Source organism: Microbacterium sp. NPDC055665 (assembly GCF_053618035.1).
In genome coordinates this window covers 25,088-38,744 of record NZ_JBSHGY010000006.1, presented here as the reverse complement: position 1 = coordinate 38,744, position 13,657 = coordinate 25,088, and the positions used below count along the sequence as shown (strand labels likewise).

At 69.4% G+C, this 13,657-nt stretch carries 13 protein-coding genes; 9 read left to right on the top strand and 4 right to left on the bottom strand.

From position 1 onward, the window contains the following. Positions 1-50: 50 nt before the first annotated feature. Genes ACWGO6_RS14290 through ACWGO6_RS14275 form a run of 4 tightly spaced genes read left to right on the top strand, consistent with a single transcriptional unit; the run spans position 51 to position 3,875 of the window. On the top strand, positions 51-1,046 hold the full coding sequence (locus ACWGO6_RS14290) for a siderophore ABC transporter substrate-binding protein (RefSeq protein WP_376103373.1): 996 nt from the start codon (positions 51-53) through the stop codon (positions 1,044-1,046). Between the two features lie 48 nt (positions 1,047-1,094). Then, the gene (locus ACWGO6_RS14285; RefSeq protein ID WP_136043005.1) at positions 1,095-2,081 is read left to right on the top strand and encodes an ABC transporter permease; all 987 of its coding nucleotides are present in this window, start codon (positions 1,095-1,097) and stop codon (positions 2,079-2,081) included. A gap of 4 nt (positions 2,082-2,085) precedes the next feature. Beyond that, entirely contained in the window at positions 2,086-3,123 is a 1,038-nt protein-coding gene (locus ACWGO6_RS14280; protein WP_136043003.1) for an iron chelate uptake ABC transporter family permease subunit, read from the top strand. Then, the gene (locus ACWGO6_RS14275) at positions 3,120-3,875 is read left to right on the top strand and encodes an iron ABC transporter ATP-binding protein (RefSeq protein ID WP_136043001.1); all 756 of its coding nucleotides are present in this window, start codon (positions 3,120-3,122) and stop codon (positions 3,873-3,875) included. Before ACWGO6_RS14280 ends, ACWGO6_RS14275 begins: the two co-directional genes overlap by 4 nt. 28 nt (positions 3,876-3,903) lie before the next feature. On the opposite strand, the gene ACWGO6_RS14270 is transcribed toward ACWGO6_RS14275, so the two are convergent. Genes ACWGO6_RS14270 through ACWGO6_RS14260 form a run of 3 tightly spaced genes read right to left on the bottom strand, consistent with a single transcriptional unit; the run spans position 3,904 to position 5,837 of the window. Then, the gene (locus ACWGO6_RS14270) at positions 3,904-4,101 is read right to left on the bottom strand and encodes a hypothetical protein (RefSeq protein ID WP_136043000.1); all 198 of its coding nucleotides are present in this window, start codon (positions 4,099-4,101) and stop codon (positions 3,904-3,906) included. Positions 4,102-4,123: 22 nt separating this feature from the next. Then, on the bottom strand, positions 4,124-5,086 hold the full coding sequence (locus ACWGO6_RS14265) for a DNA-3-methyladenine glycosylase family protein (RefSeq protein WP_136042998.1): 963 nt from the start codon (positions 5,084-5,086) through the stop codon (positions 4,124-4,126). 43 nt (positions 5,087-5,129) lie between these two features. Further along, on the bottom strand, positions 5,130-5,837 hold the full coding sequence (locus tag ACWGO6_RS14260; RefSeq protein WP_136042997.1) for a winged helix-turn-helix domain-containing protein: 708 nt from the start codon (positions 5,835-5,837) through the stop codon (positions 5,130-5,132). 332 nt (positions 5,838-6,169) lie between these two features. Between ACWGO6_RS14260 and ACWGO6_RS14255 the strand changes: the two genes are divergently transcribed. The 5 genes from ACWGO6_RS14255 (at position 6,170) to ACWGO6_RS14235 (ending at position 13,047) form a co-directional block, all read left to right on the top strand. Further along, positions 6,170-6,478 (top strand): GNAT family N-acetyltransferase, encoded by a 309-nt coding sequence (locus ACWGO6_RS14255; RefSeq protein WP_136042995.1) that lies wholly within the window; start codon positions 6,170-6,172, stop codon positions 6,476-6,478. A 52-nt stretch (positions 6,479-6,530) separates the two neighbouring features. Continuing rightward, the gene (locus ACWGO6_RS14250; protein ID WP_136042994.1) at positions 6,531-7,013 is read left to right on the top strand and encodes a DIP1984 family protein; all 483 of its coding nucleotides are present in this window, start codon (positions 6,531-6,533) and stop codon (positions 7,011-7,013) included. A 310-nt stretch (positions 7,014-7,323) separates the two neighbouring features. After that, positions 7,324-8,769, top strand: a complete 1,446-nt coding sequence (locus tag ACWGO6_RS14245) for an MFS transporter (RefSeq protein WP_136042992.1) — start codon at positions 7,324-7,326, stop codon at positions 8,767-8,769. A gap of 111 nt (positions 8,770-8,880) precedes the next feature. After that, complete coding sequence (locus ACWGO6_RS14240) at positions 8,881-10,050, top strand: exonuclease SbcCD subunit D (protein WP_136042990.1); 1,170 nt, start codon at positions 8,881-8,883, stop codon at positions 10,048-10,050. Further along, entirely contained in the window at positions 10,051-13,047 is a 2,997-nt protein-coding gene (locus tag ACWGO6_RS14235; RefSeq protein WP_452327011.1) for an AAA family ATPase, read from the top strand. Positions 13,048-13,092: 45 nt separating this feature from the next. On the opposite strand, the gene ACWGO6_RS14230 is transcribed toward ACWGO6_RS14235, so the two are convergent. Then, positions 13,093-13,650 (bottom strand): phosphorylase family protein, encoded by a 558-nt coding sequence (locus tag ACWGO6_RS14230; RefSeq protein WP_136042987.1) that lies wholly within the window; start codon positions 13,648-13,650, stop codon positions 13,093-13,095. Positions 13,651-13,657 lie beyond the last annotated feature (7 nt).

Here is a 13,657-nt window from a genome sequence, read left to right as displayed (position 1 = left end):
GTCCCGGCGCCATCGTGTGCGCACAGATCCCGCAGAACAGGAGTCTCTCCATGTCCGTGCCCAGAACCCTCACCGCCACGAGCACCGCCCTCGTCGGCCTCCTCGTCCTCGCCGGCTGCGCTACCGGCGAGACGGCCGAACCGGCGAAGACCGAACCGGCGGCAGCATCCGTCACGATCGAGGACAACACCGGCACTCACGAGATCGCGACCCCTCCGGCCTCCGTCGTCGCCCTCGACAACCGCACCTTCCAGACGCTCTCCGACTGGGGAGTCGAGCTCTCGGCGGGTGCTGTGGCACTCATGCCCGAGACTGTGTCGTATGTGAAGGACGACGGCATCGTCGACATCGGACTGCACAGCGAGCCCGACCTCGAGGCCGTCGTCGCGGTCGAGCCCGACCTGATCATCAGCGGTCAGCGTTTCACGCAGCACAACGCGGCCATCGCCGATCTCGTGCCCGAGGCCACGATCATCGATCTCGAGCCGCGCGAGGGCGAGCCCTTCGACGAGGAGCTCAAGCGCCAGGTCACCGTGCTCGGCGAGATCTTCGGCAAGCAGGACGAGGCGAAGAAGCTGGTAGACGACTTCGATGCCGCGGTCGAGCGTGCCAAGGACGCCTACGACGACGCCGACACCGTCATGGCCGTGAACACCTCGGGTGGCGAGATCGGCTACCTCGCCCCGACCGTCGGCCGCTCGCTCGGCCCGATCTACGACATCCTCGGCCTGACTCCCGCGCTCGAGGTCGACGACGCGACCGACGACCACCAGGGCGACGAGATCTCGGTCGAGGCGATCGCGGCGTCGAACCCCGACTGGATCCTCGTGCTCGACCGTGACGCCGTGTTCGCCGCGGAGACCCCCGACTACGTCCAGGCGGCCGAGATCCTGGAGAGCTCTGAGGCGCTCGCCGGCGTCACGGCGGTGAAGGACGAGCAGATCGTCTACATGCCCACCGACACCTACCTGAACGAGGGCATCCAGACGTACACGACGTTCCTCGAGGACTTCGCCGACGCCCTCGAGGCGAGCGCGAAGAACTGAGGCGACGCGGCGGCATCCGGATGACTCGGGTGCCGCCGCACCGTCATCATGACCCCCACAGAAACCACCCCGCCGCCCCGGTACGCCGGGCGGCTGTTCGACGGCAAGCTGCTCATCGGCGTGCTCGTCGTCGTCGTGCTCCTCGTCATCTCGCTCTTCACCGGTGTGTACGACATCGCCGGCGCCGACGACGGCGCGGAGATGTTCCAGATCACGCGCGTGCCCCGGACGATCGCCCTCGTCCTCTCGGGCGCGGCGATGGCGATGGCGGGCCTCGTGATGCAGCTGCTCACCCAGAACCGCTTCGTCGAGCCGACGACGACCGGAACCACCGAGTGGGCGGGACTCGGGCTCCTGACGGTCATGATCCTCGTCCCGCAGCCGTCGCTTCCGCTGCGGATGGCGGGCGCTGTGCTCGCGGCGTTCATCGGCACGATGGTCTTCTTCGCCTTCCTGCGCCGCGTCGCGCTCAAGTCATCGCTCATCGTCCCGATCGTCGGCATCATGCTCGGGGCGGTCGTCGGCGCCCTGTCGACCTATCTCGCGCTCGCCACGAACTCCCTGCAGATCCTGGGCGTGTGGTTCGCCGGCAGCTTCACCTCGGTGATGCGCGGCCAGTACGAGATGCTGTGGATCGTGGCGATCATCGGGGTGATCGTGTTCTTCGTGGCCGACCGGCTGACCATCGCCGGCCTCGGCGAGGAAGTGGCCACGAACGTCGGGGTGAACTACAACCGGATCATCCTGCTCGGCACGGTCCTCATCGCGATCACCACGGGAGTGGTCACGGTCGTCGTCGGCAACCTGCCCTTCCTCGGACTGATCGTGCCGAACATCGTCTCGATGGTGCGCGGCGACGACCTCCGCAGCAACTTGCCGTGGGTGTGCCTGCTCGGCATCGCGATCGTCACGGTGTGCGACATCATCGGACGCACGATCATCATGCCGTTCGAGGTTCCGGTGTCGCTGATCCTCGGTGTCGTCGGCGCCGTGGTGTTCGTGCTCCTCCTGCTCAGGCAGCGTCGACGTGGCTAGCGGCGTGGGGGAGCAGGTGGCGGCGGTTCCGGTTCCGGTGCCGCGATCGTCGGGCTCGTTCACGACCCCTCGTGCGCGCCGTCGGTACCTCATCGTGCTCGGCCTCCTCGTCGTCCTGGCCGCGGGCTCCGGCTTCGGCCTGCTCGCCTGGGGGAACCCCATGCCGGTCGGCTCGACGGGGTTCTGGCGCATCGCCCAGCACCGGGGGATCGATGTGACGGTCATGGCGCTCGTCGCGGTCGCGCAGGCCATCGCCACGGTGAGTTTCCAGACGGTCACGAACAACCGCATCATCACCCCGTCGATCATGGGGTTCGAGTCGCTCTACCGAGTGGTGCAGACCTCGACGGTGTACCTGTTCGGGGTGGCAGGGCTCGTGGCGATCCAAGGCGTCGGCCAGTTCGCGATCCAGGTCGCGATCATGGTCGGGCTCGCGGTCGCGCTCTACGGCTGGCTGCTGTCCGGGCGATACGGCAACCTGCAGATCATGCTCCTGGTGGGCATCGTGATCGGTGGGGGACTGGGCGCGATCGCCACGTTCATGCAGCGCCTGCTCACGCCCAGCGAGTTCGACGTGCTGGCCGCCCGGCTGTTCGGCAACGTGTCCAACGCCGATCCCTCCTACCTCCCGTTGGCGATTCCCCTGGTCGTCGCGGCCTCCGCACTGCTGTGGCTGCGATCCCGGCGGCTCAACCTGATGGCGCTCGGGCCGGATGCCGCGCGCTCCCTCGGGGTCGACCATCGACGCGAGCTCTTCATCGTGCTCTTCCTGGTCGCGGTGCTGATGGCGACATCGACCGCGCTCGTCGGACCGATGACGTTCCTCGGATTCCTGGTGGCGACCCTCGCGTATCAGTTCGCCGACACGCACGACCATCGGCTCATCTTCCCCGTCGCGGTGCTCACGGCGTTCACCATCCTCGCGGGCGCGTACTTCGTGATGAAGAACGTCTTCTACGCGCAGGGGATGGTGTCGATCCTGATCGAGCTCGTCGGCGGCACCGTGTTCCTCATCGTCATCCTCAGAAAGGGCCGACTGTGATCTCACTCGACGGCGTCCGCCGTGATTACAGCAGCGAGGTCGCGATCGGCCCCGTCGACCTCGAGATCCCCGCCGGAGGCATCACCGCGCTCATCGGACCGAACGGCGCCGGCAAGTCGACCCTGCTGACGATGATCGGCCGACTGAACGGTATGGACGCCGGCGCGATCGAGATCGCCGGACTCGATGTCGCCTCGACGAAGTCGAAGGACCTGGCGAAGGTCGTGTCGATCCTGCGGCAGGAGAACCACTTCGTTACCCGGCTCACCGTGCGTCAGCTGGTCGGCTTCGGTCGCTTTCCGCACTCGAAGGGGCGACTGAACCGAGAGGACGAGGAGATCATCAGTCAGGCGATCGACTTCCTCGACCTCGGACCGCTCGAGGGCCGCTATCTCGACGAGCTCTCCGGTGGCCAGCGCCAGCGCGCCTATGTCGCGATGGTCCTGGCGCAGGACACCGAATTCGTGCTGCTGGACGAACCGCTGAACAACCTCGACATGCGGCATGCGGTGCAGATGATGAAGCACCTGCGCCGGGCCGCGGAGGAGCTCGGACGCACGATCGTCATCGTGCTGCACGACATCAACTTCGCCGGGCACTACTCCGATCACATCTGCGCGATGAAGGACGGGGCGGTGGTGGAGTTCGGCTCACCGGCCGAGATCATGACCGACGACGTGCTCACGCGCGTGTTCGACACCCCGGTCCACGTCGTCGACGGCCCCTCGGGACCCCTCGCCGTCTACTACTGAGGGACGGATGCGGTGCGCGAGGCTGCTCTCAGAGCTCGATGCCGTGGTCCTCGTCGTTGACGCCGGCGTTGTTGCCTCGGCGCGACTCGTATCCGAGGAACCATCCCAGCCAGACGATGGCAGCCAGCAGCACGCCGAGCCAGACGTTCTGGAAGATCAGCCCGACCACGACGCCGACGATGAGCAGGCCGACGGTGATGGAGATGCGCAGCGCAGAACGGGACATGGCACCAGCATAGGTGGCGGCGTCAGCGGTGGCGATGGTCTTCGGGCGCGAGACGGGGCCCCCGGCGCGGCTCCTGAACACCGCTGGCGAAGATGAGGCGCACGACGCGCTGCCGTTGACCCGCCCAAGGTGCGAGGAGCTCGAGCATCCCCTCGTCGTCGGTGCGTTTGCCCGTCAGCGCGTAGCCGACCTCGTGGGCGAGGTGATAGTCGCCGACGCTGACCGCATCGGGATCGCCCAGGGCGCGGATACGGGTCTCCGCCGCCGTCCAGACGCCGACACCCGGCAGGCTGGTGAGCACACGGTCGCGGTCAGCGCCCGTGGGAGCAGCCGCGTGCACAGCGCGGGCGATGCGGTCGCCGCGCTCGGCCGCGCGCACGATGGTGCGGGACTGCGGCGGTTCGACCCCGGCGCGGTGCCAGGCCCAGGACGGGATGCGGTACCACTGCTCGGGAGCGGGAGCAGCGAACATCGGTCGCGGCGTCGGACCGGGTGCGCGCTCGCCGAAGCGCGAGACCAGCCAGCGCCAGGCGCCGAAGGCCTGCATGCCGGTGACCTTCTGCTCGATGATCGCGCACGCGAGAGCGTCGAACACCTCGTCGGTGCGGGCGAGCCGCAGGCCCGGGTGTCGGCGCGCGGAATCGGCGATGAGGGGATGCCGCGACGCATCGAAGTCCCCGGCATCGTCGTGGGCACCGCAGAGGGCGGGCACGAGTGAGAGCGCGTGTTCGGCTCCGGGGCCCCAGGCCGCGGCCCTGACCTCTTCGCCCGACATGCGCAGGGCGAGTGTCGCGGGCCCGAGCGGCGTGCGCATGGCGCGCCAGATGACGGGGCCGTCGATGACCATCGTCGGGTCGGTGCCACCGCGTCGGAGCATGCCGACCGTGCGTCGGAGATCGAGCGGGTGCGGAGGCCGGTAAACGGTCTCACTGCGACCATCCGCAGACGCGGCGTCGGTCGTCGCAGGATGCTCGATCAGGGTCATGCGCCCACCCTACGCGCCGGCCCTGACACGGACCCGAGGGCGCTCAGAAGCGGTCGGGCGAGGGGGTGCCGTGGCCGTAGCGGATGACGACGTCGGCGTGACGGTCGAACCGGTACCCGATGCCGCGCACGGTACGGACGATGTCCTCGTAGCGGCCGAGCTTGGCGCGAAGGCGGCGGACGTGCACGTCGATCGTGCGCTCGCCGGGCGTCTCGTCGTCCTGTGCCTGCCAGAGCGCCGAGACCAATTCGCTGCGCTCGATGGTGCGTCCCTCGCGGAGCACCAGGTACTGCAGCAGCTCGAACTCCTTGTAGGTGAAGGCCGCGGACTCTCCGTCGATGAGCACGCGCTTGCGGGAGATGTCGACGGTGACGCCCGTCTCCTCTTCCACGACGTCCTCTTCGGCGGCGGCCTTGGTGCGGGCGATCGCACCCGGCTCCTGGAGGGCGAGGCGGACGACGTCGAGGTCGCGGCCTCCGGAGCCGTGCGGGGCGAGGGCGACCGTGGCGTGCGTCTCGGCACCCGGTGCGAGTTCGGCGAGGGTGCGACGCAGCGCGTCGACGAGGAGGGGGAGGCTGACTCCGGCTTCGGCTGCCTTGATCTCGTCGAGTCCGACATAGAGGGCGAAGCCGCGGGGCGAGCGGACGGCGGGCAGATCGGCGCCGGCGGCGGCCAGGGGGGCAGCGGTCTCGGGCTGCGTGCGGATCGCGGCGGTGGTGGCGGGACGCTCGAGAAGTGCGGTGTTCGACATGATGATGAGTCCTCAGGACGTGAGCCCGGATCGAGCGGGGCTCTGATGCGTTGCATGAATGACCGGCGGAGCCGGGAAGCGAGCAAAGGGTGGATGCTCGGTGACTCTGCCCTCGCAGATGGCGAGGCGTCAGGTCAGGCGGGGTGGCTGTTCGTTCAGCGACACATTCGGCAACACATGCCAACGCGACCGGGCATCATCATCCCGGCAGTCCTGTTCGCCTCCTGGGCGGACAAAGGGCTTGCGTTGGTGGTCATGGGGGGATTATGTCCGATCGTGACCGCCCATGTCAAAACGCCCGGGCGTCCGCGAGCGGGCGTAACGTTGCTCGGATGACGATCTCGCACACCGTCGGCGGCTTCATCCTGACCGACGAGAAGGACGCGTCGCGCTACACGCTCATGCGCGACGGAAAGCTCGTGAGCGTTCTCGACTACCGCGACGACGGACACACGATCGCCCTCACCAGGGCCTTCACCGTCCCGACTTTCCGCGGCCACGGCTATGCCGGGAAGGTCGTCGAGGGGGCCGTCGCCGACATCGAGGAGCGCGGCGACCGCAAGGTCGACGCCGTCTGCTGGTACGTCGCCGACTGGTTCGCAGCGCACCCCGAGCACGCGCCGCTGCTGCGCTCGCGTTGACTCGCGTGCATTATGACGCCGTGTTACGGCCCGCTGCTGCGAGGATGGGCCCATGAAACTCGCTGAGGCCCTCACCGCACGCGCCGATCTGCAGCGCCGCATCGAGCAGCTGCGCGCCCGCATCGTCGCGAACGCCCGCTACCAGGAGGGTGAGGAGCCGGCCGAGGACGCCGCGGCGCTCATCGTCGAAGCGGACGCCGCGCTGACCCAGCTGCGCGACCTGATCCGTCGCATCAACGCGACCAACGCGCGGCTCGACCTCGGTGCCGACGGCACGATGACGGATGCGCTCGCCGCCCGCGATGTGCTGCGTCTGCGCCACTCCGTGCTGACGGACGCGGCGGCCGCGGCATCCGGCTCGAACGACCAGTACCTGCGCCAGATGAGGTCGGAGCTGCGGCAGGTCTCGGCGCTGCCGGTCGCGCAGCTGCGATCGAGGGCCGACGCCGTCGCACAGGAGTTGCGCGAGCTCGACAACCGGATCCAGCAGGCGAACTGGGCGAACGACCTCGAGGAGGAGAGCGGAAGTCGGTAGTCGCGACGAAGCGGGCACAACCCTCAGCCGGCGGGGCAAGCCGGCACCTGTTGGGCGGAGGGCAGCCCTGATATCGCATCGCGCAGCCCCGCACGCCGCACAGGTGATGGTGCACAGCGCATCTCGCATCACCGCGTGTCGATCGTCGCGACGAGGGTGGGTCAGGGGACCTTCCGCTTCCTCCTCGAACATCATGCGATAGAATGGAGTTCTGCTCAGCCCCGTTGGCTGAGGTGGTCAGGCGTCCAGGTACGCGCTGATCCGAGGCTCGAAACCTCCGGCATCCTCATCAGACACCGGAGGTTTTTCCATGTCTTCGTCCCTGCGCGCCCATCCACATTCCCGGTGGTGGGCACTCATCGTCATCTCCCTCACTCAGCTCGTCGTGGTGCTCGACGGCACCATCGTGAGCATCGCGCTCCCGCGGGCCCAGGCCGCTCTCGGCCTCTCCGACGGGCAGCGGCAGTGGGTCGTCACCGCCTACGCGCTGGCGTTCGGCGCGCTCCTGCTCTTCGGCGGACGCCTCGCCGACTACATCGGGCGCAAGCGCATCTTCATGATCGGCATGATCGGATTCGGGGCGGCGTCGCTGTACGGCGGATTCGCACAGCAGGGCTGGGAACTCATCCTCGCGCGCGGGCTCCAGGGGGTCTTCGCCGCGCTGCTCGCCCCGGCGGCGCTGGCTCTGCTGACGGTGACGTTCCCCTCCGGCCGCGACCGGAACACCGCCTTCGCCGTGTTCGGGACCGTCGCCGGAACGGGAGCCGCGGTCGGCCTCCTGCTCGGAGGGCTGCTCACCGAGTTCGCCGACTGGCGCTGGTGTCTCTTCGTGAACGTCTTCTTCGTGGTGGTCGGTCTCATCGGCGGTGCCCTCTTCCTCACCGAGAGCAAGGCCGAGGGTGAGAACCGGTACGACGTCTGGGGCACCATCACGGTGACCCTCGGGCTCGGAGCGCTCGTCTACGGGTTCAGTCTCGCCGAGCACGGATGGGGTGATCCGCTGACGATCTCGTTCCTGGTGCTCGGGGTCGTCCTGCTCGCGCTCTTCGTCTGGATCGAGAGCCGGGTCGCACAGCCGCTGCTACCGTTGCGGATCGTCGCCGATCGCGTCCGGGGTGGGGCGTTCCTCATCCAGGGCGTCGCCGGGGCGATCATGATCGGCGCCACGATGTACCTCACGTTCCACCTGCAGTTCGTGCTCGGCATGGGCGCGTTCCCGGCGGGGCTCGCCACGCTGCCCCTGCCGATCGCGACCATGATCATCGCGCCGATCGCGACCCGGCTGCTTCCGGTGATCGGGCCGCGACCGATGCTGATCGTCGGCCCGCTGCTCGCCGCCGCGGGGATGGTGTACCTCTCGGGCATCACCCCGGACGGCGCGTACCTCGTGCAGGTCGCCCCTGCGCTGGTGGCGCTCGGCGTCGGGATGGCGTTCATCTTCATCCCGCTGCAGAACCTGGCGCTGTCGGGGGTGGCTCCGCACGATGCCGGCGTCGCGTCCGCCATGGCGAACTCGGCGATGCAGATCGGAGGGTCGATCGGACTCTCGGTGTTCACCGCCGTGTACGCCGCCGCCGTGGGCGGACACGCCCAGGGTGAGCTGGCGCCGTCGCAGCTTACCGATGCGTACGGGTGGACGTTCATCGCCGCGGCGGTCTTCATGGTCGCAGCCTCCGTGATCGCGGTGTTCCTGGTGCGAGGCACCAAGGAGGAGCTGATGCCGATGCAGGGCGAGCGGTCCCTCGCCGCGCACTGAGCCGTGGCCGCGGCATCCGTCCGGGCGCAGATCGCCTGATTCCCGCCCCGGGGAACGGATGCCGCGGCACGCCTCGGACGTAATGTCCGAGGGTGTTCGTACCGTGTGAGTATGCGAATCCTGCACACCTCCGACTGGCACATCGGCCGGACGTTCCATGGCAACTCGACCATGGACGCGCTCGCCGAGGTGCTCGGGGCGCTCACGGAGCAGGTTCGCGAGAACGAGGTCGACGTGGTCGTCGTCGCGGGCGACGTCTTCGACTCCGCGACCCCCTCGGGCGCCGCCTACACGCTGCTCGGCGATGCTCTGGTGTCACTGCACGAGACGGGCGCCCGCGTCATCGTCACGAGCGGCAACCACGACTCGGCCGCGCGGCTCGGCTTCCAGGCCCGTCTGCTCCGCGAGGGCATCCACGTGCTCACCGATCCGCTCGCGGTCGGTCTGCCGGTCACCATCGCCGACGCCGAGGGGCCGGTGCACTTCTTCGGCATCCCCTATCTCGAACCGGCGATCGTCCGTCAGCACTGGCCCGAGGGCGACAGCTCGGGGCGGCAGCTGCGTACGCAGGCGCAGACCATGGCTCACGCGATGGATCTGGTCCGCGCCAGTATGCGCGAGCACGAGGGGCGTTCGGTGGCGATCGCGCACTGCTTCGCGGCGGGTGTCGACGCGACCGCCGGCCTCGAGCGCGAGGTGCGCCAGGGCGGACTCGACGTCGTGCCGCTGAGCGTCTTCGACGGCCCCGACTACGTCGCGCTCGGACACATCCACGGGCGGCAGCAGATCAGCGAGCGCGTCCGGTACGCCGGCGCTCCGCTGCACTACAGTTTCGGCGAGCAGCACAAGCCGCGCGGATCCTGGCTGGTCGAGCTCGATGCCGAGGGACTCGCCGCAGTCGAGTGGCTCGAGCTGCCCGTCCCGCGTCGACTCGTCACGCTCACGGGCTCGCTCGAAGAGATCCTCGCAGCCGACATGGTCGCCGAGCACGCCGACGACTGGGTCTGCGCCGTCTACACGGATGCGGTGCCGCAGTCCGAGCCGATGCGGCGTCTGCGGGAGAGCTATCCCCACTGCGCGATGGTGCAGCATCAGCCGGCGGCTGTCGCCGAGGTGGAAGAGAAGTCGTACGTGCAGCGGCTGCGCACCGCCGTCACCGACGCCGACCGTATCGAGGCGTTCCTCGAGCACGTGCGGGCAGGTCGTGGGCCCACCGCAGTCGAGCACGAACTGATCCGCGCGGTGCTCGATGAGCGCGTGCGCGCGGAGGCACTCGTCTAGATGCGTCTCCATCGCCTGGAGGTCGAGGGCTTCGGTCCCTTCCGTTCGCGGCAGGTCGTCGACTTCGATGCCTTCGCCGACGACGGCATCTTCCTGATCGCCGGCCGCACGGGGGCCGGCAAATCGAGCATCCTCGACGCCGTGTGCTTCGGGCTCTACGGCGGCGTGCCTCGCTACGACGGCGGCGAGAAGCGGCTGCGCAGCGATCACTGCGAGCCCGATGATCCGTCGGAGGTGGTGGTCGAGTTCAGCACTCCGGCGGGCCGCTTCCGCGTGACACGCTCGCCGGAGTACCTGCGTCCTGCCAAACGCGGTGGCGGCATGACCAAGCAGGCATCGGCCGTCGCCCTCGACGAGTGGACCGACGCCGGTTGGATCGGTCGTGCCGCTCGGGCGGTCGATGTGGGGAACGAGCTCGACGAGATCCTGCAGCTCAGTCGCGAGCAGTTCCTCCAGGTGATCCTGCTCGCGCAGAACCGATTCTCCGAGTTCCTGCTCGCGGGCAGCAGAGACCGCCAGGCACTGTTGCGGCGACTGTTCGGCACGCAGCGGTTCGAAGACGTGCAGGCGCGTTTCGACGAGCGTCGCCGGGAGGCGGAACAGACACTCGGTGCCCGGCTCGCGACGGTGAATGCGCGTATCGACGAGGCCGAGCAGCTCGTGGTGGCGAGCGGGCTCTTCGGCGACTCCGACGACGGGACAGCGCCGGCCGACGACACGGCGGCGTCCGGACCCCAGCCGGTCGACGATCGCCTCGAAGCCCTCCGGCGCGCGAGGGCGCGTGCCGACTATCGGGCGGAGCGCCGAGCCTCGGAACGGGCGGAGGCGGAGAAGCGTGCGGCTGATGCCGACGCGGCGCTCGCCACGGTGCGAGAAGAGCAGCACGCCCAGCGGGAACGCGATCGCGCCCGGGCAGCGCTGGAGCGGCTGGATGCCGAGGCGCCGTCGATCGATGCTGCCCGTGCCGAGTTCGCGGCCGCGCGTGCCGCTGCGGCGGTGCGGTCGACGATCACTGCCGCGGCCCGCGCGCAGACGGCGCTCGCCCGCGCGTCCGAAGACGAGCAGCGGGCACGAGGGGTGTGGGAGGCGTGGGAGGTCTCCGTCGACGGCGACCTCGAGGCCTGGGTGGCCGACCGCACCAGGGAGAGCGGATCCTGGGAGCGGGCGCGTGAGCTCGAGGGGCAGGTGCCAGCGCTCGAGGCCGAGCTGCTGTCCGCCGAGGAGGCCGTAGCCGCGGCGACCGCGCGTCTCGAAGCCGGAGAGGCGGAGCGCACAGACCTCCCCTCCGCGATCACCGCGCTGACGGCGGAACGCGATCAGAAGCGCCGCCTCGCCGACCGGGCGGGCGATGCCCGAGCGGCCCAGGAGGAAGCGGACGCGCGACGGACGGCTGCCCGCGAGGCGCAGCGGCTACAGACGGCGCTGGCCTTGACCGAGGTCGAGCTCGCCGACGCCACCGCCGTGCACGCCACCGCGCAGACGAACCTCGCACAGCTGCGCCAGCGTCGGATCGACGGGATGTCCGGCGAACTCGCGTCGAGCCTGCGTGCCGACCAGCCGTGTCCTGTCTGCGGTTCACTCGAGCATCCGGCTCCTGCCACGCACGCCGATCCCGTCTCACCCGAAGACATCGCCGAAGCGGAGAATGCCCGAGACGTCGCGGCGCAGCGGGAGCGTGAACTCTCCTCGGTGTCGTCGACCCTGCGCGCCGAGCTGGCGGCCGCCACCGCGCGCGCCGATGAGCGGGACATCGAGCAGGCCGACACGGAGTATGAAGCGGCTGCGGCGGCGCACGCGCGGAGCCTCGCCGCCGCCGACGAACAGAAGGCGCTCGACACGCGACTGAGTGAGCTCGTCGACCGGGTCGCACAGCTCGACGCCGAGAAGACCGAGAGCGTGGCGGCCCTCGCTCATGCGCGGGAGCAGCACGCTCTGCTGCGGCAGCGGAGCGCGGAGGCCCGCGAGCTGATCACCGAGGCGCGAGGCACGTTCGACACGGTCGCCGAGCGCCTTGCCGACATGGCCGCACGGATCTCTGCCGCCCGGGCGGTCGCCCAGGCGACCGCCGAACGTCTGCGGAGGGCGCAGGCGCTCGCCGAAGCGGAGGCCGAGCGGGATGCGGCGCTCGCCGACTCGCCGTTCGACGATGCGACTGCCGCCGAGCACGCTCTTCGGTCGGCAACGGCGCAGGAGGCTCTCGACCAGCGGATCGGCGAGCATGCCGTGCAGCGGGAGAAAGAGCGAGCGATCCTCTTCGACCTGGAGTTGCGGACGCTCCCCGAAGAGCCGATCGACGTCACTCCCGTCGAGGAGGCTTCGGTGGCAGCCCGCACGACCTGGACCGACGCGGTCGACGCGGCGGCCCGAGCTGCGGGTACCGCCGAACGCCTCGGGAGCCTGATCGATTCCGCCGCCGCCGAGCACGCGCGCACCGCCGAAGATGCGGCTGCGTTCGAGGTCTTGCAGAACCTCGCCGACACGATCGCCGGGCGCGGAGCCAACACCCGCAAGATGACGCTCGAGACATTCGTCCTCGCGGCCGAGCTGGAAGAGATCGTCGAAGCGGCGAACCGGCGGCTGCACGACATGTCGACCGGCCGCTACCAGCTGCAGCACTCCGATGCGCTCGCGGCTCGAGGGGCCGCCTCGGGGCTCGGGATCGTGGTCTCCGACGCCTTCACGGGGCAGACGCGGCCGCCGCAGTCACTGTCCGGGGGTGAGACCTTCCTCACGTCGCTCGCGCTTGCACTCGGCCTCGCCGAGGTGGTGACGGCGCGGGCCGGCGGCATCCGTCTCGACACGCTCTTCATCGACGAGGGATTCGGATCGCTCGACGGCGACACGCTCGATGTGGCCATGCGCACGCTCGACGAACTGCGCCAGGGCGGCAGGACGGTCGGAGTCATCAGTCACGTCGAGGCCATGCAGGAGCAGATCCCGGCTCAGCTCACGGTCCGGGCGCTGCCGAACGGTCCGAGCATCATCGAGGCGCGCTGAACCGAGGTCCGCGCGCCGAGGTGCAAGCTGACGCGCTCCGCCGTTTCAGACCCCGTACTCAGCGCGGATGAAATCGCGCAGTTGCACGCTGCAACGGGCGACGGCCTCGCGCCAGTCGGTCAACGCGCCGTCCTCGGCCTGGTCGGACACGGCGCGGAACACGCGGATGGGCACGCCGAACTGGCCGGCGACCCAGATGTAGGCGTAGGTCTCCATGTCGACCAGCGCCGCTCCCGATGGGCGGATCACAGCGGTGACCTCGGCGTCCTCGACGAAGTGGTCACCGGTGGCGATCAGGACGCCGTCGTGCCCGGTGCTGACGCGCGCCGGCAGCGAGACGTGCTGACCGGCGACGCCGTCGAGGTCGGTGACGTCGTGCTGGAACGCCGTGCCGACCTCGTGGACGGTCGCCTCGAGATCGGGATCGATCGCGCCCGCGGTGCCGACGACCACGATCTCGTCATAGACCTTGGCGTCGAGAGCACGCGTGAGGGCGTACGTCGCCTGAAGCTTGCCGGGGCCGGTCACGAGTCGGTCGAAGCCGTCGAGCTCCTCCGGGAAAGCGGACAATTCGGATGCGAGCGCGGCGACGAGAAGTTTCACTGCCACA

Coding starts and splice junctions, on each gene's coding strand:
- ACWGO6_RS14290 (WP_376103373.1), top strand. CDS start 51: ATGTCCGTGCCCAGAACCCTCACCGCCACGAGCACCGCCCTCGTCGGC.
- ACWGO6_RS14285 (WP_136043005.1), top strand. CDS start 1,095: ATGACCCCCACAGAAACCACCCCGCCGCCCCGGTACGCCGGGCGGCTG.
- ACWGO6_RS14270 (WP_136043000.1), bottom strand. CDS start 4,101: ATGTCCCGTTCTGCGCTGCGCATCTCCATCACCGTCGGCCTGCTCATC.
- ACWGO6_RS14265 (WP_136042998.1), bottom strand. CDS start 5,086: ATGACCCTGATCGAGCATCCTGCGACGACCGACGCCGCGTCTGCGGAT.
- ACWGO6_RS14260 (WP_136042997.1), bottom strand. CDS start 5,837: ATGTCGAACACCGCACTTCTCGAGCGTCCCGCCACCACCGCCGCGATC.
- ACWGO6_RS14255 (WP_136042995.1), top strand. CDS start 6,170: ATGACGATCTCGCACACCGTCGGCGGCTTCATCCTGACCGACGAGAAG.
- ACWGO6_RS14250 (WP_136042994.1), top strand. CDS start 6,531: ATGAAACTCGCTGAGGCCCTCACCGCACGCGCCGATCTGCAGCGCCGC.
- ACWGO6_RS14245 (WP_136042992.1), top strand. CDS start 7,324: ATGTCTTCGTCCCTGCGCGCCCATCCACATTCCCGGTGGTGGGCACTC.
- ACWGO6_RS14240 (WP_136042990.1), top strand. CDS start 8,881: ATGCGAATCCTGCACACCTCCGACTGGCACATCGGCCGGACGTTCCAT.
- ACWGO6_RS14235 (WP_452327011.1), top strand. CDS start 10,051: ATGCGTCTCCATCGCCTGGAGGTCGAGGGCTTCGGTCCCTTCCGTTCG.